Annotated in this window: 16 protein-coding genes and 1 tRNA gene; 6 read left to right on the top strand and 11 right to left on the bottom strand. The window is 39.2% G+C overall.

The window, feature by feature from the left end; genetic code table 11:
* Positions 1-65 precede the first annotated feature (65 nt).
* On the top strand, positions 66-2,621 hold the full coding sequence (locus O2942_07245) for a hypothetical protein (GenBank protein ID MDA0782043.1): 2,556 nt from the start codon (positions 66-68) through the stop codon (positions 2,619-2,621).
* Here O2942_07245 and pheT read toward each other — a convergent pair.
* From pheT to O2942_07210, 7 genes are all read right to left on the bottom strand, one after another.
* Positions 2,610-4,991, bottom strand: coding sequence for a phenylalanine--tRNA ligase subunit beta (gene pheT, locus O2942_07240; protein MDA0782042.1), 2,382 nt, complete (start codon positions 4,989-4,991; stop codon positions 2,610-2,612). The two genes, O2942_07245 and pheT, sit on opposite strands and share 12 nt — an antisense overlap.
* A 64-nt stretch (positions 4,992-5,055) precedes the next feature.
* On the bottom strand, positions 5,056-6,126 hold the full coding sequence (gene pheS, locus O2942_07235; GenBank protein MDA0782041.1) for a phenylalanine--tRNA ligase subunit alpha: 1,071 nt from the start codon (positions 6,124-6,126) through the stop codon (positions 5,056-5,058).
* A gap of 346 nt (positions 6,127-6,472) precedes the next feature.
* Positions 6,473-6,847: a 50S ribosomal protein L20 gene (rplT, locus tag O2942_07230; protein ID MDA0782040.1), complete on the bottom strand. Its 375-nt coding sequence runs from the start codon at positions 6,845-6,847 to the stop codon at positions 6,473-6,475.
* A 12-nt stretch (positions 6,848-6,859) separates the two neighbouring features.
* Entirely contained in the window at positions 6,860-7,054 is a 195-nt protein-coding gene (gene rpmI / locus O2942_07225; protein MDA0782039.1) for a 50S ribosomal protein L35, read from the bottom strand.
* Between the two features lie 146 nt (positions 7,055-7,200).
* Positions 7,201-8,556: a hypothetical protein gene (locus O2942_07220; protein MDA0782038.1), complete on the bottom strand. Its 1,356-nt coding sequence runs from the start codon at positions 8,554-8,556 to the stop codon at positions 7,201-7,203.
* Positions 8,557-8,646: 90 nt separating this feature from the next.
* A complete protein-coding gene (locus tag O2942_07215) occupies positions 8,647-10,173 on the bottom strand; it encodes an FAD-binding oxidoreductase (protein MDA0782037.1) in 1,527 nt (508 codons plus the stop codon).
* A 77-nt stretch (positions 10,174-10,250) separates the two neighbouring features.
* The gene (locus O2942_07210; GenBank protein ID MDA0782036.1) at positions 10,251-10,886 is read right to left on the bottom strand and encodes a hypothetical protein; all 636 of its coding nucleotides are present in this window, start codon (positions 10,884-10,886) and stop codon (positions 10,251-10,253) included.
* A 272-nt stretch (positions 10,887-11,158) separates the two neighbouring features.
* Between O2942_07210 and metG the strand changes: the two genes are divergently transcribed.
* The gene (gene metG, locus O2942_07205) at positions 11,159-12,766 is read left to right on the top strand and encodes a methionine--tRNA ligase (protein MDA0782035.1); all 1,608 of its coding nucleotides are present in this window, start codon (positions 11,159-11,161) and stop codon (positions 12,764-12,766) included.
* A 24-nt stretch (positions 12,767-12,790) separates the two neighbouring features.
* On the opposite strand, the gene O2942_07200 is transcribed toward metG, so the two are convergent.
* Positions 12,791-13,147 carry a hypothetical protein gene (locus tag O2942_07200; protein MDA0782034.1) on the bottom strand — a complete coding sequence of 119 codons (357 nt, stop codon included), beginning with the start codon at positions 13,145-13,147 and terminating at the stop codon, positions 12,791-12,793.
* Between the two features lie 210 nt (positions 13,148-13,357).
* Between O2942_07200 and O2942_07195 the strand changes: the two genes are divergently transcribed.
* The gene (locus O2942_07195; protein ID MDA0782033.1) at positions 13,358-14,365 is read left to right on the top strand and encodes a PstS family phosphate ABC transporter substrate-binding protein; all 1,008 of its coding nucleotides are present in this window, start codon (positions 13,358-13,360) and stop codon (positions 14,363-14,365) included.
* Between the two features lie 74 nt (positions 14,366-14,439).
* Here the strand turns inward: O2942_07195 and O2942_07190 are convergent, their stop codons facing one another.
* The 3 genes from O2942_07190 to O2942_07180 are packed head-to-tail and all read right to left on the bottom strand — an operon-like array spanning position 14,440 to position 15,823.
* The gene (locus O2942_07190) at positions 14,440-14,967 is read right to left on the bottom strand and encodes a carboxymuconolactone decarboxylase family protein (GenBank protein MDA0782032.1); all 528 of its coding nucleotides are present in this window, start codon (positions 14,965-14,967) and stop codon (positions 14,440-14,442) included.
* A 21-nt stretch (positions 14,968-14,988) separates the two neighbouring features.
* On the bottom strand, positions 14,989-15,222 hold the full coding sequence (locus O2942_07185) for a DUF2061 domain-containing protein (protein ID MDA0782031.1): 234 nt from the start codon (positions 15,220-15,222) through the stop codon (positions 14,989-14,991).
* A 34-nt stretch (positions 15,223-15,256) separates the two neighbouring features.
* Positions 15,257-15,823 carry a peroxiredoxin gene (locus O2942_07180; protein ID MDA0782030.1) on the bottom strand — a complete coding sequence of 189 codons (567 nt, stop codon included), beginning with the start codon at positions 15,821-15,823 and terminating at the stop codon, positions 15,257-15,259.
* 276 nt (positions 15,824-16,099) lie between these two features.
* On the opposite strand from O2942_07180, the gene O2942_07175 reads away from it, so the two are divergent.
* The 3 genes from O2942_07175 (at position 16,100) to O2942_07165 (ending at position 17,658) form a co-directional block, all read left to right on the top strand.
* Entirely contained in the window at positions 16,100-16,969 is an 870-nt protein-coding gene (locus O2942_07175; protein MDA0782029.1) for a LysR substrate-binding domain-containing protein, read from the top strand.
* A 60-nt stretch (positions 16,970-17,029) separates the two neighbouring features.
* The gene (locus O2942_07170; protein ID MDA0782028.1) at positions 17,030-17,428 is read left to right on the top strand and encodes a hypothetical protein; all 399 of its coding nucleotides are present in this window, start codon (positions 17,030-17,032) and stop codon (positions 17,426-17,428) included.
* Positions 17,429-17,582: 154 nt separating this feature from the next.
* Positions 17,583-17,658: transfer RNA gene (locus O2942_07165), tRNA-Met, on the top strand.
* The last annotated feature ends 83 nt before the right edge of the window (positions 17,659-17,741 follow it).

Genomic DNA, 17,741 nt, shown 5'->3' with positions numbered 1-17,741 from the left:
CTAAGTTCAATAATAAGATATAATTCAACTACCCCACAATAGTAGAATTATATTAATTAATACTTATGTCAAAAGAACACGAATCAAAGCGACCTTCCTCCGGAAAAGAAGAAAATCCCTATATGAAGACTTTAGGTTTTGAAACTGAGGATCTTATAGAACATAGTCTGGGACAAATTCACTATATGTTCAAACAGTTTGAGACTTCTCAAACACCGGAAAAAAGTTCTGAACGCGGTCATCCTAGGGGTATTTACGGTGATAAAGATACTTATGATTTGCTGATAGTCCTAACCGAAAATCCTAACGATAAAAAAAATGGAATAGAAAACAGCAACGTACGACATCAAAATGAGGTAGTCCTTGATTATGACCGCTACGAAGACACAGAAAAATGTGAAAAAAAGGCATGTTTTGAGTTTATAACCAGAGAACCGATTGATCTTGACGATGAGAAAGATAGCAAGAAAAGATTAGAAGAATATAAGTTCATGATGGATCATTTCTATGACTGGAAATCAGAAGAATTTAACAAGCATTACAATGCGTATAAGGATGATAAAAGCCATAGCGATAGTAGCAGGGCAAGTAGCAGAACAAGAAGCGGAAAACACACCCCGCCTGAATATTATGAGTCTTCTATATCAAAATGGGTAGATAAATATAACAAGGAAATAAACACAAACCACCCTGATTATCAGGAACTGATTATATCTAAACCAAAAGAAAAGGGATATAAGGATTTTGCATTTGAGTGGTTACTTGTTTTTAATGAACAGGATTTCAAACAATATGAGGAATCAGTCGCCAAACAGGATATTAATAAAAAATCATATGTTCAGATAAATGCAGCAATACCGGCTGAAATGATATTCTCCCCTGAAATGCGTGCATTAGTTGACGAACAAAAAACCGAGGATTATGTCCTTTTCAAAAAAGGGAAGGTTAAAGAACCGGACGAATTCAATACCCAGCGCCCTCGTCCTACTTTTATCGAATTTGAAAAAAATATATATGAGCAATCAAGGCAAAACGCCGATAATTTTTTCGATCTACTTAGCCAAAAGACTAGCGAGCATAAACCTAGTGAAAAGTTAAGGGGGTTTGCAAGAAGTGTGTCTTACATATCGGCAATGGAATCTATTTCAGAAGAAGCACTTACCGCAATATTCATGGAAGACGGTGAAGCTAATCAAGAAACGGCTCAAAATCTGGCAGATACCATTCGAAAGGACAAATACCCCAAAGGCATGCCTAAATTTGTTCTAAACGACTTTTTTAAAAATATATTGAGCGAATCAGATCAAAAAATAATTCTCGATAATAAAACAGATTTTACAAAATTTGTTAGCTCGTCTACAAAAATAGGTATTAATGAAAGCAGCAAGAAAACAGGCGGAAAAGAACATGAGCCTTTTAAGTATGTCGGCAAAAATATCCGTCCGACCCCTTGGACTGCTGAAGACATAGTTACAAACATCACAAGAAACGATAATGAAAAAAGTCCTTATACTGATTTTGGTATTATATCAGGTAAGCCGATAGATGTAGAGCGTTCTTCGGTTGTTGTCGAGTTCAGAGATTTAGGAGCCAAAGATCACTCGAACAGAACCAACTATAGGTTAATTGATAAGTTTACAGAACGCTATAAAGAATTTCATAAAGCCTTCCAAAAAAAGCAGTATGGGGTAATAGAAGAAAAAATAAGTAGCGTTACAACGAAACCTGAAATAAAATACGATGAACAGAAACCACCGGCAATAGCGGAAGCAATTGATAGTAGTGACCGAACTGAATTTTTCACCGCTATACAAGGTAGTGAGGATATGACTAAAAATAATATACCAAAAAAAATAGAAGTACCAATGCAGGCTTTAGAGAACGACACCAGATCGGTTTCCGCATCTCAACTTAGCGGATTATCTAATATATCTGACAGCTTTTCTCGTTCTTATACAACGCACTCAGGCAGAAGACCTGAAACAAAAAACCCCGCCAAGGCAGAAAGGGAACCACAATTTGCTTTCGTTTTAGGTCGCGGAGGAAAATCTAACAATAGTAGCGGAAATCAGATTGTATTGAAAGTAGTTCAGGATGTCTATGAACAATATTACGAGAGAGCTACTAAAGACGATAAAACAATAATATCAAATTCTATTGTAATAGCAATAATCGGCAATGGGATACCGTTCATGCAAATGAATGAGAAAAATGAATTAGTTGATATTAACACCGAAAACAGTAACGACGTTAATAAAGTTAGAAAAAAAATATCACAAAAGTTGCGAGACCAGAGAAAATACACCCCTAAATACGGTCCAAGAACGGTCGAAGCTCATTTAGAAAATAAAGTTACGGATATTTGTAAATCGGTCGAAGAGTTATTGTTATCACAAGGAATAAAGCCTGCAAGCAACGCAGCATCCTTATCGCAGGAACAACCGGTCGCAAGCCTTCCTTATGCCCAAAGCGGAGGTTTTGTAGAAAGACTAGCCCAAAAGCCTGCTCCTCAAAAAAGACAACGTGATGATATGTCAGAAACTCAGGATGATACGTCCTTTGCGTCAAAATACGCTAGAAAAGACCTCAAGCCCTCAGAGGGAAGACACTCACCCTCTTAGCTCACCGCCTGCCTGCGACACCGCATCTATCACCTTTTTGCTTATAGCCCCTATCTCATCTTCTGTCAAAGTATGGTCGGCAGCCTGTATCTTCACCGAAAATGCTATGGATTTTTTATTTTCAGCGACACCTTTGCCCTGATAAACGTCAAATAGAGAAACTTCCCGTATAAGCGTCTTATCGCACCTTCTGACCGATTGCAGTATATCGCCCACAGCGATATCGGCATCTATCAGGAACGCAAAATCACGGCTTGAACTTTGATATTCGGATACTTCCAATTTAGTGCGTGATTTTCCCTTATTCTTAACGTCAGGAAGGTTATCGAAGAAAATCTCGAACCCTACGGCAGGAACTTTCACATCTAGTACCTTTAATATTTTCGGATGTATCTCACCAAAAACGCCCAATATTGCCTTACCCAACCTTAGAACACCGCTTCTACCCGGATGGTAGTAACTTGCGGCATCAGTGGTTATCCTTAAATTATCAACAGGCACTCCGGCGGTTTCCAACGCTGCCAAACAATCAGCTTTTGCGTCGAACACATCAACGTCCCTTGATGTTCCGTAAGTATCTTTTTCCGAAGTCCTGCCCGAACGCACTGCTGATGCTACCTGTCTTTGCCCTTTTGGAGTTGTATTTTCAAATATCAAACCTATCTCGAAAAATGACAGGTTTTCATGCCCCCTGTCATTATTCCTTGCCACGGCATCAAGAAGATTAGGCAATATTGAGGGACGCATTACGTCCAAATCACTGCTTATAGGGTTCAAAAGTTTTAGCTCGTCACTATCTGCCCCGAATAATTTCGCTTTAGCCGACTTCATGAACGACCATGTTATAGCCTCGGTCAATCCTCTTGCCGCAAGTGTTCTTCTAACATCGGAAACACGCCGCTGACTTGGGTTCAGCACCGCTGCAAAACCTTTATTTTCATTTGGTAATGCCAGTGTAGGGATTTTATCATAACCGTAGATACGCACTATTTCTTCAACTATATCCGCCTTTCCCTCAATATCACTTCGCCATGATGGAATAGAGATATGATTCATATTTACTCCAAAACCTAATGACCGCAATATATCAAAACAAGTTTCTCCATCAAAGAAAATGCCGCTGCGTTTTCTAGTGTAGTCAAGATCAAACATGAGCTCTCTTTGCCATTTTGGCTCTTCACCTGCTACAACAGGCTCACTTGCCTCGCCGCCGCATATATCTATAATCATTTTTGTGGCTATCTCCACCGCCTTTTTCACAAAGGCAGGGTCAACGGTTCTTTCAAACCTGTAACGTGAATCTGTGATTATATCAAGCTTACGACCGGTAGATGCAACAGATACAGGGTTAAACAAAGCCACCTCTAAAAACACTTCCGTAGTATTTTCGTCGCAACCACTTTCTGCTCCGCCTATAACTCCGGCAATAGCCTGTACTTTTTCATCATCTGAGTCAGCTACAACCGTCATTTCGGAGTCTAGAAAGTACTCTTTATCATCTAATGCGACAATTTTCTCCCCCTCAGCGGCATAACGCACATGAAGATTGCCTTTTATTTTTCTTGCATCATATACATGGAGCGGTCTGCCAAACTCAAAGGCGATATAATTTGTAATATCGACCAGTGCAGATATAGGACGAAGCCCGATAGCCGCTAACCTGTTTTTTAACCAATCGGGTGATTCACCGTTTTTTACGCCTGAAAAATAACGCCCCACGAACATCGGGCATTCTATTTCATTATCTATTACAATTTTAATTTTAGATTTAAAATCGCCTTTTATAGTATCTATCTGCAACTGTTTTAATTCGCCAAGACCTGCCGCCGCCAAATCCCTAGCTATACCGTAAACGCCCAGACAATCACCTCTGTTCGGTGTTATGGCTATCTCTATAACAGGGTCACTCAAGCCTACCACATCGGCATATTTTCGGGCTATATTATCATTGCTTGCGGGCATCTCGATAATCCCCGACCGGTCATCACCCAATCCCAGTTCCGCCGCCGAGCATAACATACCGTTACTTTCAACACCTCTTATCTTGGACGCTTTTATTTTCATACCGTTAGTCGGTATAACGCTGCCCACAGGAGCCAGAACAACATTGATACCCGCCCTTGCATTTGCTGCACCGCACACAATCTGTAATTCCTCGTCACCGCTATTTACTTTACAGATCTGCAATTTATCGGCATCAGGGTGCGGCTTCGCCTCTAATATCTGTGCTATCTTAAAATCAGCAAGCTCTTTGGACTTATCGGTCACTTCTTCCACCTCAAGACCGATAGCCGTAAGCTTTTCAACTATTTCTTCTAATGAAGCATCTGTTTTTAAATATTCTTTTAGCCAGTTTAATGTGAATTTCATTTTTAATCTTTACTAATATTAATTAATCAATAACCGTAATCCCTCGGATTTTATTAGGAAAATGCTACAAACCGCTAACCTGACTAGGCTTGTGTAACGCTCCGAATCCATAATGTTCCATCCATTTTATATCACAGTCGAAGAAGTTCCTCAAATCAGGAACTCCATATTTCAGCATGGAAAGTCTTTCTATCCCCAGACCGAAAGCAAACCCCTGATATTCGTTAGGATTAATACCGACATTCCGCAGCACATTCGGGTGTACCATTCCGCAGCCCAGTATTTCAAGCCAGTCATCGCCCGTGCCTATCTTTAACTCACCTTCTTTACGGCTACACCCTATATCCACCTCGGCAGAAGGCTCGGTAAACGGAAAGAAAGACGGGCGGAAACGCAGCGGCACATCATCTAGTTCAAAAAACGCTTTTAAGAAATTGTGCAGGCAGCCTTTTAGGTGTCCCATATTAACATCCCTGTCTATATATAGCCCTTCAATCTGGTGAAACATAGGGGTATGCGTCATGTCATAATCGCTTCTATAGACTCTTCCCGGTGCTATGAATTTAAACGGAGGGTTTTCATTTTCCATATGTCTTATCTGTACCGACGATGTATGCGTTCTCAATACAAGCTTGTCGCCATTTTCATTGGCAGGCATGTAAAAAGTATCCTGCATCTGGCGTGCAGGGTGGTTCTCAGGAATATTAAGAGCCGTAAAGTTATGGAAATCATCTTCTATTTCAGGGCCTTCTTCAACATTAAACCCCATGCCGGCAAAAATAGCCACACACTCATCTATCACCTGTGATATAGGGTGTATCCGCCCCTTACTTTCAGGTCTGACAGGCAATGTAACATCGACCTTTTCCGTAGACAGGCGATTATCCAGTTCCAATGCTTCCAACTCAAACTTTTTGACCTCAATCGCATCACTGACCGCTACCTTAACCAGATTTATTTCCTGTCCGAACTGCTTACGTTCCTCCGGCGGCAACTTCCCCAGTTTTTGTAGCTGCTGAGAAATAACACCTTTTTTCCCTAGCTGCTCGACTCTGACTTGTTCAAGCTCTTTTATCGAACCGGCATTAGCCACCGCTTCTATTGCCTGATGTTGGATATTTTCCAATTCACTCATTTTTAATCCTTTTATAATTACTAGCAGCCAATTTGCCGCCAATCTGTATATAGTAAATGTGAATTTATAGTCCTTTAAATTAACTTCCACCTATTAATGTCATCCCCGCCTAAGTGCGGGGATCTTCTATAAACTGCACAAGATCCCCCTATAATTTTCTACGAAAATTCACAGGGATGACAGCCTATGGTAAGGAAGTTATTTTAAATAACTATAATTAAAAATCTTCAATAGTAATTATTATTAAACTGAACTCTAACCACTATTCACTAACCGTTAAAAAAGGGCGAGATAGTTTTAACACCACTTCGCCCTCTTTTCAATTTGTATATTGCCGATTATAAGTTTAAGCGGCTTTGCTATTTTTTTCTAAGGCTTTAGCGGCTTTTTCGGCAATAGCCTTAAAACCTGCCTCGTCAGTTATTGCGATATCAGACAGAACTTTACGGTCAAGCTCTATACCGGCAAGTTTAAGACCGCTTATCAATTTAGAATAAGTAAGTCCGTTCAATCTTGCGGCGGCATTGATACGCTGTATCCATAGTTTTCTGAAGTCACGCTTTTTATTGCGACGGTCACGATATGCATATTGCAGACCTTTTTCCACCTTTTCAACGGCAACGCGGAAACAGGTTCTGTTACGACCCTGATAACCTTTTGCCATCTTTAATATTTTTTTGTGACGTTTTTTATTTACGGTTCCGTTTTTTGCTAATGGCATTTTATTTCTCCCTTATTTTCTAATGAACAGTTTAATAATACGCTCATCGGCCTTACAAAGGACAGCCATAGCACGTGAATTTCTGATAAACTTCTTGGAACGCTTAACCATACCGTGTTTTTTACCGGCAGGTTTATGCTTTACTTTTCCCGAAGCGGTAAGCTTAAAGCGTTTTTTAACGCTGCTTTTAGTTTTTAGTTTAGGCATTTTTATCTCCATTTATAAATGGGTTAATATTTCGAGCCTGAAGGCATGCCATGTTCGCCAAGCAGTACTCTTATCTGTAAAAAGAGGGCATTTATATACTAATTATTAGATTTTGCAAGGGTTTTTATACGAATGCGATTATATTCTTATCTACCGCCACGCCCTCCTGAAGGTCTTCCTCCCCTCCGACCGGCATCATCATCGTCTTTTCCGAACTCTTGCTTAAAATGCCTGTCGGTATGTTTATGACTCGGCTTATTCTCGCTTCTTTTTGTTTCTTTTTTAACATAGGCGTTCGGTGAAAACTCCGACTGTCGGGAAGCGGTTCTTTCTGCGGTTTCAGACTTACGCTCCCTAGTAGAAGTATTACTTCCTTTAACGGTTCTTTCGGATTCAGAGAGCCTTCCTAATCCTCTTGATCTGCTCTTACTAAAATCATCGCCGATAACAGCTGCCGTACTATCAATACTACTTTGCCTATCTAAAGCCGGTCTGCCGGCTCCCTTATCATAAGATAATTGAAATTCAGGGTCTCCCGAACTTTTTCCTTGCTCACCTCCTGTTAACTCCGCTATCGAAGGAGGAGGGATATAATCCTCGACTCCTTTATTCCGCCTCTGCCCCTCCCTCCTGTCAAGCTTAATTGGCTTGGCGGGCTTCTTTCTTTCGTCCCCTTCACCATAATAACTGTAATCATCAGGCAATTGAGAATCAGAGCCTTGAAAACTTTCTGTTATGCTCCTGTTAGATTGTAATGAAGCGGCTTTTGCTACATCTGACCTCGGATTATTTCTTGTTTCCCTCTTTGAAGCTTCTAATGCGTTCTTAAACTCCGGATCATTCATAGTATCCTGACGGGAAAGCTCTTGAGGCAAAGCCTCTCTTTTTGAAGCTTCTAATGCAGCTTTAAACTCCGGATCATTCATAGTATCCTGACGAGAAAGCCCTTGAGGTAAAGCCTCTCTTTTTGAAGCTTCTATCGCTTGTTGCAGTTCATTAGGGTTCGTAGTATCCTGACGCTTCAAACCTCGCTCAGGTAAACCTGATTCATTATTACCGTTTTGCTTTGAATCGCCTAATATCTCGGTTAACGCACTAACCTTTGCAGCCTCAACAACATCATTTGATACATTTACTCCTTGCAGTTCTAGTTGTGCTTCCGCTGTTTTTGCGATATCGGCAACATATTCTGTTCTTTGCAAATATTCATCAGGATTAACACCTTTTTTAAATTCCGGAATAAACGTAGAGGGGATAACCTCAAGATTGCTTTGTAAATTCAGGGCAAACTCGGACAATTCACTTTTACTTTCTTCTGTTTCATTCGCAAGAGTGCTGTTCTTTGCCTCAACCGCCATGGCTTGGGCAATAACGGCAGGCTCGGTTTCACTTGAATGTATGCCAAGCTTTCCTCTGCTATGTTTTTTTAACAATTCGTCTTGGTAAAAAAATAATTCATTTTTTAAGTCTAAGTTCCTATCGGCATCTAAATCTATCGGCATAATCGTGAATTATCAAAAATTAATACTTAACTTCCAATAATAACAACGCTTCATTAAGAATTTATTAACTTTTTAATCAAAGGGGGTGTATCAAGTAACATTTAATCCTTTAAGCTTGCTAAAACCATAGTTTAAATTAGGATTCATAATATCTTTGGGGTCATATTGCCGTTTTAGTTTTTCTGCCTGACTCTTTACGCTATCTGCCGTAAACCTGTCATACGCCCATGCATTATGAGGACCTACACCATGCTCTGCACTGAACGTCCCTTTATATTTGCCTACCGCCAGTTCATAAACCGCAGTTTGTATTTCCTTTTTTAAAGCGGGACTTAGCTCTTTTTCTTTAGGACATACCATATTAAAATGCATAGCCCCCAGTGCCTCATGCCCGAACGGTACTATCATAAGGTCGGGGAAATCGTTTTTAAGTTTTTCGCTTGCCTCCAGTCTGAAAGCACTAAGATTATCAGCCCCACGCACGGCAATATCTGTCGCTATAACCTGCCCTTCAAGCTTTATCGCCTCGGATATGTGATGTCTGTGATGCCAGTAAAGGTGGGAATTTCCCATAAGTCCGGTAGTCACATCTTTGCTATCCGTCAGGCGTTCTAAAGTAGCGTAGAGCATTGCGTCTAAATCTTCGTTTTCATCTTTAGTTGCCACTTCCGCCAGCAACGCATAGTCCACTTTTTGCGGTTCATCGGCGAACAGATATCCGGTATTTTGTATGTTTTTGCCTACAAGCCTGAGAGCTTCGCCCGACATACCTTCAAAAGCAATCAGCCCGTCACTAAAATCATTTTGTAATTCTTGCCTTATATTACTTATTGCCTCAATATTTTTAGGCACTAAAACAACTGTTTCATATCGGATAGGTTTTTGCTCAACGATCATAACCGCATCTGCTATAACTCCCAGATACCCTTGCGAACCTATGAACGGGTTATTCGGGTCTATCTTGCTGTTATCCTGAGGTAGTTCGGGGTCTACAGCCCTCATATCTGTTTTAATTTGCTTTACTTCACCGTTTGCCGTAACTACGGTTATCTCGCTTGTTCTTGCTTTGGTATTGCCATATCTTGCGGCTCTTGAGCCTGCGGCATTGGTAGATATCAGCCCGCCGATATTTGCCGAACCGCTTGCACCTATGTCAATAGGCAGGAACATACCTTCATTTTCAAGCCTTTGATTTACCGTATCTAATATAAATCCTGCTCCGACTTTCAGGCTATTTCCCTCTAGTTGAAAAATATCCTTATTAAGCAAATCCGTACCGATTACCACCTGTTTTCCCGAATTATCCGCCGTAGAACTGCCCACCAGTCCCGAATTGCCTCCTTGCGGTACAACACCGATTCCCTCGCTATTACAACACTGTAAAATTTCAGATAGCTGTTCTGTGTTTTTAGGTCTTACAAGCCTTAAAGCGGTTCCCTCACCATAACGGTAGCCTTTTTGATATACCGTTTCTTCATACGGCACTTTCATTTTTTGCAAAACTTCATCAAGACATTTTATATTAGGCACAAATTTATTCCTTATTAAACTATCGGAAAAGTTACGCCCCCTTGGCATTGCTTGTAAAGATGTTTTTGCTAGATTTTTATATTTCATTACCCTTACTAATAAATGTAGTTAGGTAGGCAAGCAAATAAACATTGGCGCTAACTTATATAATAAATGCCCAAGCACTATCTGAAAATTGATTGTCCATTTGATTGTTGCGATTTATACAAGTGCTCTCTAGCTATTTTAGTAGCATAACTATCACCCATTATATAACCTGAAGAAGTATAAGCAGACTCCGATGGTTCTTTATTTACTCTTTCTATTGGTTCTTTGTGTCCAAATGTTTCAGGAAAGTTTTGGTTCAAAGCATCTGTCGTTAATTTTACAGCTCCTACAGCAGCTAAAACCCCTGTCGCACCTATTAAAGCACATCCGCCACTTAATTTAGCTATAGGGTCAACCACATTATCTTTTATCATTTTCTGCCTTTCGGTTAAAGGCTCACTACGAAATGGATTTATTATATGAACACCTAGCTTAACCATCCTTTCTATATTTTTTTCCAGACCTACCACCTTTTCAAACTCCTTAGGTTGTAGCTCTTGTTTTGATTCAGCATTTTTTGCAGATGGTGAAATCGAATCATTTTTTTTCAACTTATCATAGCCTTCATTAAAATCACCATTATCATTAATGTAAAATAGTTCAGATGACGAAGTTTGCGGTCTGCCGACTCTTTGTGTAAAACTTTGTGGCACAAATGCACTTGAGGATGTCGCAGTAACAGCTAATGTTGCGGTAATATGTGAATATTTCATAAATAAAACCTTACTGTTAGTAAAAAAACATCAGTACGTTAGTAACTTGTACCGCATTAGTAAAGTATAAATTATACAATTATGATAATTTAATGTGCCCGATAATTAGATAAAATACCCTATTGTAATAAAAGTAATATTTGATATATTCCGTTTCAATCTTTTCTCGTCATTCCCGTAAATTTGTTTAGGAAAACAAATTATAGTGGAATCCATTTTCACAAAAGTTAGGAAACTTTTGTGAAAACAACAAAATTTAATTAATAAGAACAATGACAACAAAAAAAAGCTTTTACATCACCACCCCGATATATTACGTAAACGACTCACCGCATATAGGTCATGCCTATACAACTATCGCATGCGATGTGATGGCACGGTTTAAACGCCTAGACGGCTATGATGTAAAGTTTTTAACAGGCACAGACGAACATGGGCAAAAGGTTGATAAAGCGGCCAAAAATGCAGGCATTGACCCACAGAGTTTCACCGATGAGGTCTCAAAGCGTTTCCGCACATTGGTAAAATGCCCCGATGAAGAAAATGAGAACCTGCTTAATGTCACCAACAATGACTTTATCCGCACCACCGAAGAGCGCCATAAAAAAGCGGCACAAGCTTTATGGAACAGGATAAAGGATAACGGCTATATATACTCTGATAGCTATGCAGGTTGGTACTCTGTGCGTGATGAGGCATATTACGGCGAAGATGAGTTAATCGAAAAAGACGGCAAAAAACTCGCCCCCACAGGTGCGGAAGTTGAATGGGTAGAAGAAGAAAGCTATTTCTTCAAACTTTCCGCTTTTCAACAAAAGCTGCTTGATTTTTACGAGAAAAACCCTGATTTTATTACTCCCAAATCAAGATATAACGAGGTAGTAAGCTTCGTGCGTGGCGGTAAGGATTTTGTTGAGGGTGCGTTGCGTGACCTTTCTATTTCCCGCACTACGTTCAATTGGGGAGTGCCTGTCCCTGACGATGAAAAACACGTTATGTATGTATGGATAGATGCACTTACTAACTACTTAACCGCTATCGGCTTCCCTGATACGGACTGTAAAGAATATAAAAAATACTGGCAAAATCCTGAAGATTCCCCCGTACATGTTGTCGGTAAGGACATACTACGTTTTCATGCGGTTTACTGGCCGGCCTTTTTAATGGCGGCTGATTTGCCTTTGCCTAAAAAAATAGTAGCACATGGCTGGTGGACGATTGAAGGCGAAAAAATGTCAAAATCACTTGGCAATGTCATCGCTCCAAAAGAACTTATAGAACAATTCGGTATCGACCAAACCAGATATTTCCTCATGCGTGAAGTACCGTTCGGCAATGACGGAAATTTTTCTAAAGATGCTATGGCAGAACGTATTAATAGCGACCTTGCCAATAATATCGGCAATCTGGCACAAAGAACGCTTAGTATGATTGCTAAGAATTGTGATGGCGTTGTTCCTGAATTTAAAATTACAGATAGCGATAAAGAATTATTCTTCGACTTAACTCACAAGCACCTTGATAAATACATTTTGCACATGAATAAGTTGGAGTTCTCACATGCAATTGAGAATCTGTTTGCACTATCTTCAGCTGCTAACAACTATATCGACAAACAAGAGCCGTGGAAATTAAAAAAAGAAGACCCTGACCGCATGGCAACAGTTTTATATGTGTTAGCAGAAACAATTAGGATAATATCTATAATTTTACAACCATTTACACCTATAGCTGCGAATAAAATTTTAGACCAGTTGGCAATTGATAAGAATGAACGTAATTTTTCTAACCTCAACGAAAAATATGCACTAAAACCGGAAACACCGCTTCCAAAACCGGAGGGTGTGTTCCCGCGTATTGAAAATAAACAGGCGGCTTAATGCATACCGTCATAGAGGATTTTCCTAGCTTGGCAGGGCGGAATCTTCCTCATTTTCGATTGATGTTGAACCCGTGCCGTTACATTCTTTGCAGCGTATATATTTAAAAACGGTTTTTAATGTAACCAAGAAAATTATAGTTACTAAACAAGTTGCCGATATCACTATATGTTCGGGTAGGTTTTTGACATATTCGTATTTGTCATCAAAAATTATTGCAGGTATCAGCACAGTGATTACAACCAGTATTATCCAGCCCAATACATAAAATGAACGGGTAAAAATTTCTAACAAGTGAAAAGGGAGTAGTAAAAAAAAGCCGAGCCACCCCCCTCTGGCTCCCGAACCCCGACACTTCGGACAATGTTTAGAATACCCCATAGACTCTCAATAAGATTAAAATTTTATAAAAAATTCAATAGCTTCTATTATAAAGCAAAATTAATGCAATTACATTACAAAAGAAATTTAGGTACAATGCTTTTATTACATTCGAAGCTTTCTATTGTTCTAGTTAAATGTGTTGATTTTATTTTCAAATAATATATTGTCTGTTAAATAGTTAAAGATTGTTAATATCCGGAGATAATAATGCTAAAAAAAGTTATTTGTACATCTATTTTTATAACATCAATAGGTTCTTCTGCAATTGCGTCAAACCAGATAAGGGCGGCAGGCTCTTCAACCGTATATCCTTTTGTAACTGTTGCCGCTGAAGAATTCGGCAGGAGCGGGCAGTTCAAAACACCTATAATAGAGTCTACCGGTACCGGTGGAGGATTCAAATTATTCTGTGAAGGTGTTGGGGAGCAAACAACCGACCTTGCAAATGCGTCACGTCCGATAAAGCAAAGTGAGCGTGAGCAATGCACTAATAACGGAGTTAAGGATATAACTGAAATAAAAATCGGTTATGACGGTATTGTTCTTGCCAATGTTTTGGGTGCAGAACAAATGGATCTGACACAGGAGCAGTTGTTTCAAGCTCTCGCTAAGATGATTCCTTCAGGCGGCAAGTTAATTGCTAATCCGAATAAAAAATGGAGTGATATTGATCCGTCACTTCCGGCAAATGATATTGAAATTTACGGCCCTCCTCCGACTTCAGGCACGAGGGACGCTTTCGTTGAATTGATAATGGAACATGCCTGTGAAAAATTTCCCGAGTTCAAAGCGGCTTATCCTGATAAAAAAGCACTTAAAAAAGCATGTCACGCAATAAGGGAGGACGGTGTTTTTATTGAAACCGGTGAAAATGACAATCTTATAGTACAAAAAATTTCTAATAACGACAAGGCTCTAGGCATTTTCGGTTTTAGCTTTCTTGACCAGAATTCATCATATGTTCAGGGAGCCAAGATAAGCGGAGTAGAGCCTACATTTGAAAATATAGCTGACGGAAGCTATCCGGTTTCACGTCCGTTATATGTTTACTTAAAAGACGCACATCTTGATAAAACACCGGGTCTAAGGGAGTTCGCCAAAGAGTTGGTGAGTTCTAAAGCAATAGGTGAAGAAGGATATCTGATAGACAAGGGTCTTATACCCTTAAGTGCTGAAGAGTTTGCTAATGTTAGTGATGCTGTGAATAGCAAGTAGTAATTCTTTTGGTAATTGCTACGCTCCGCCGTCATACGCCGAAACCTTTCGATGTATGACGGCTTTGCACTTTTTTATCCTATAGTAAGAGCCTGTGCCGTAGCGTTTATAACCGAGGCTATCCTTATTGAGGATTGAATACCGGTCTTGCTTACACCCTCCTTTTCAACCTGCCTTACATGTGCATCTATACACATACCGCAGCCGTTTATTGCCGATACGGCAAGAGAGTAAAGCTCAAAGTCAACTTTCGCAATACCGGGATTGCCTATTATATTCATACGCAGATTTGCCGGCATTTTTCCGTAATCCTTGTCAGATGCCAGATGAACAAAGCGGTAATATATATTGTTCATTGCCATAACGGTAGCAGATGCTTTGGCGGCATTTACCTCATCTTCGGATAAATGCTCTTTAGCATCACTCTCTACGGCTTTTATTAGTTCTTCATTACTGGTAGCATAAACAGAGGCAAGTGCAATACCGTTTATCTGACTAAGGTTTAAGTCAGGTGAGCCTTCTTCCGTTAATACGTTGCCCAAATTCAATTTTATATCTTTTGCGTACTCACCCAATGATGAGCGTATATCTTTTATTGACATTGTTATATTCCTTCTTATTTGTTAGTTTCCATTTAATATTTTCTTTACGAATCCAAAATCGTGCGAGCATTTGCTAAAAGATACCTTCTTTTCCCAAATAAGCTCATGAACGGAGAATACAAAAGTCTGCACAATCGGTTCTATCAAGCCTATGCTAAGTGCTACGGCAATATTCCCCGTCAGGGCGTAAGCTACTATTGTAGCAACGATTATGTGCGTTATACCATAGGATATTGTTTTAAATAAAATATGCATAATACCCTCCGTTCATTGTTTTGTTATGTAAAAGTTACTTTGTAGCTGTTTTCAGGTCGATAGTCTCATCACCCTTGCTCCAGTTACAAGGGCAAAGCTCATCGGTTTGTAAAGCATCTAATATGCGTAAAGTCTCTTTCGGGTTACGTCCTACGCTTAGGTCGTTTACGCTTACGTGGCGGATAATGCCGTCAGGGTCAACTATGAAAGTTGCACGCTGGGCAACCCCCTCATTTTTGTCAAGAATGCCAAGTGCTGATGTCAACTCACGCTTTACATCGGCAAGCATAGGAAAAGGAAGGTCACGCAGTTCGTCCTGATGCTTACGCCACGCCCAGTGAACAAATTCACTATCGGTTGAGCCTGTAAGCACCTGCGTATCCCTGTCTGAAAATTCTTCTACAAGGTCACCGAACGCAGCTATTTCAGTCGGACAAACGAACGTAAAGTCTTTGGGGTAGAAAAATACTACCATCCACTTTCCTTTATATGATTTTTCGTCGATATCTACGAATACATTATCTATAGTTATATCCTTGAACGGTTTTCCGTCTACCGCTTTTAAATTAAACTGTGGGAAATTTTCTCCAACTCCTAACATTTTACTCTCCATTATTATTGATTTTTGATTTCTTACTTTTGGAACAAAATATAGTAATTTTACTATCTAATTACGTCATCGCCCGAGTTCCCGTAGGAAACTATAGGGCGATCTCATTAGATTACCCTATAATTTGCTTCGCAAATTCGGGTAATGACGGGTGTAATTATATACTTAATTTACTATATTTTCTTGCCCCTATAGTTTTATTATACCTATATAAAGCCATATGTATAATATATTGATTTTATATAAACGATAAGCTATACTTATGATGTGAATATACGTGATTTTCAGTACATTATCTCAATAGCAAAGCATAGCCATTTCGGCAAGGCGGCGGAAGAATGCAACGTCAGTCAACCGGCACTTAGTATGCAAATTCAAAAGCTTGAAAGTGCTTTCGGTGTAAAAATATTCGAGCGTAACAATAAACATGTGATGGTAACTGACATCGGTCGGAAAATAATAGAGCGGGCGAAAAATATAATAGATGAAACCCAGCGTATCGACGAGCTGATTAAAATAGCTAAAGACCCTGAGGCTGTAGAAATAAGGATAGGGGCATTCCCGACTCTTGCACCTTATTTTTTACCTGTCGCCATTCCCAAGATAACAAAAAATTTTCCTAAACTAAAAATTTTCTTAATTGAAGAAAAAACAGAAGTTTTAATCAAGAAGCTGCTTGCCGGTGAGATTGATACGGCATTTTTGGCAACTCCGCTTCCTATGGAAATCCCTACAATAGAACATAGCGTATTATTTGAAGATGAATTTTTGCTTGCCGTTCCTCCTTCGCATAAATTTGCAGGCAATAAGGTTATAAACAGGAACGAGCTATCAGGGGAGAGCCTGCTCCTTATGGACGACGGTCATTGCCTGAGGGAGCAGGCTTTAGATATATGTTCATTGATAGGGGCTAGGGAAAAAGAGCAGTTCAGGGCAACCAGTCTAGAGACGTTGAGGCAGATGGTTATAGCCAATGTGGGAATAACGCTTATCCCGAAAATAGCCGTAAGGGAAAATGACACTCTGGTGTATATCCCTTTTCATAAACCACCGCCAAAAAGAACTATAAGCATGGTGTGGCGTAGCAGTTCGGTCAAAAAAGAACTGCTGCTGAAAATAATGCAAAGTTTAATGTAATTAGTTTTGAAATGTATTTCTTAATCTTGAAGTTAATAATATTTATTAGGAGTTTTAATTTTGACTAATAAAAAAAATAACATTGGTGTTTTAATAGGATATATTATTGGAGAGTTGTTACTACTTGCCATAGCGGTGGCAGCATTTAATTACTTTGATATTGAAGTTGATGATTATTTTTCTTTGCCTCATTGGATCATAATAGGTTCATATGCTGTAATAAATTTATTTATATTTAAATATTTAATAAAAAATAATCTTCTGAATAAGGAGGATTTCCTTATTTTGACAAAAATAAGAAATATTTTTGATTATCTAATCGAGTTTTTTATATTTTTGTTTATATCATGCATATTGTTAATGCAATTTTTTGATTCTTTAATAATTACAGTGATTGCTTCAGTTATATGTGCCTTGGTGTTGACATTAATTTGGAGAAAAATTTCTAAACTTTTTTGAATTTTAACTCATTGCTTATAAAAATAAAAAATATCAATAATTCATCCATAAATTTGTAGTTCAGAGCGATTAAGTAAAAAACTTTAAGGGATATCTGATAATTTTACTTGCAAAATAATTATTTGTTGGCTAATTATACCCCTCTTGTCCTTTTGGGGGAGTAGCTCAGTGGTTAGAGCAGGGCGCTCATAACGCCTTGGTCGGGGGTTCAAATCCCTCCTCCCCCACCATTTTTTAATAAATGGATTTTGCGTTTGCAGGATACAATATACCTAATATCAAATACTCATACTTCTATATCACTATACTACTA

Source organism: Pseudomonadota bacterium, from assembly GCA_027620075.1.
Taxonomy (GTDB): domain Bacteria; phylum Pseudomonadota; class Alphaproteobacteria; order Rickettsiales; family UBA6187; genus 1-14-0-20-39-49.
Note: the sequence above shows the minus strand (reverse complement) of the source record. Positions and strands in the feature narration are given on the sequence as shown.

Bases quoted from the DNA above. Each gene is read 5' to 3' on its own strand.
- O2942_07245 (MDA0782043.1), top strand. From the start codon at position 66: ATGTCAAAAGAACACGAATCAAAGCGACCTTCCTCCGGAAAAGAAGAA.
- pheT (MDA0782042.1), bottom strand. From the start codon at position 4,991: ATGAAATTCACATTAAACTGGCTAAAAGAATATTTAAAAACAGATGCT.
- pheS (MDA0782041.1), bottom strand. From the start codon at position 6,126: ATGAGTGAATTGGAAAATATCCAACATCAGGCAATAGAAGCGGTGGCT.
- rplT (MDA0782040.1), bottom strand. From the start codon at position 6,847: ATGCCATTAGCAAAAAACGGAACCGTAAATAAAAAACGTCACAAAAAA.
- rpmI (MDA0782039.1), bottom strand. From the start codon at position 7,054: ATGCCTAAACTAAAAACTAAAAGCAGCGTTAAAAAACGCTTTAAGCTT.
- O2942_07220 (MDA0782038.1), bottom strand. From the start codon at position 8,556: ATGCCGATAGATTTAGATGCCGATAGGAACTTAGACTTAAAAAATGAA.
- O2942_07215 (MDA0782037.1), bottom strand. From the start codon at position 10,173: ATGAAATATAAAAATCTAGCAAAAACATCTTTACAAGCAATGCCAAGG.
- O2942_07210 (MDA0782036.1), bottom strand. From the start codon at position 10,886: ATGAAATATTCACATATTACCGCAACATTAGCTGTTACTGCGACATCC.
- metG (MDA0782035.1), top strand. From the start codon at position 11,159: ATGACAACAAAAAAAAGCTTTTACATCACCACCCCGATATATTACGTA.
- O2942_07200 (MDA0782034.1), bottom strand. From the start codon at position 13,147: ATGGGGTATTCTAAACATTGTCCGAAGTGTCGGGGTTCGGGAGCCAGA.
- O2942_07195 (MDA0782033.1), top strand. From the start codon at position 13,358: ATGCTAAAAAAAGTTATTTGTACATCTATTTTTATAACATCAATAGGT.
- O2942_07190 (MDA0782032.1), bottom strand. From the start codon at position 14,967: ATGTCAATAAAAGATATACGCTCATCATTGGGTGAGTACGCAAAAGAT.
- O2942_07185 (MDA0782031.1), bottom strand. From the start codon at position 15,222: ATGCATATTTTATTTAAAACAATATCCTATGGTATAACGCACATAATC.
- O2942_07180 (MDA0782030.1), bottom strand. From the start codon at position 15,823: ATGTTAGGAGTTGGAGAAAATTTCCCACAGTTTAATTTAAAAGCGGTA.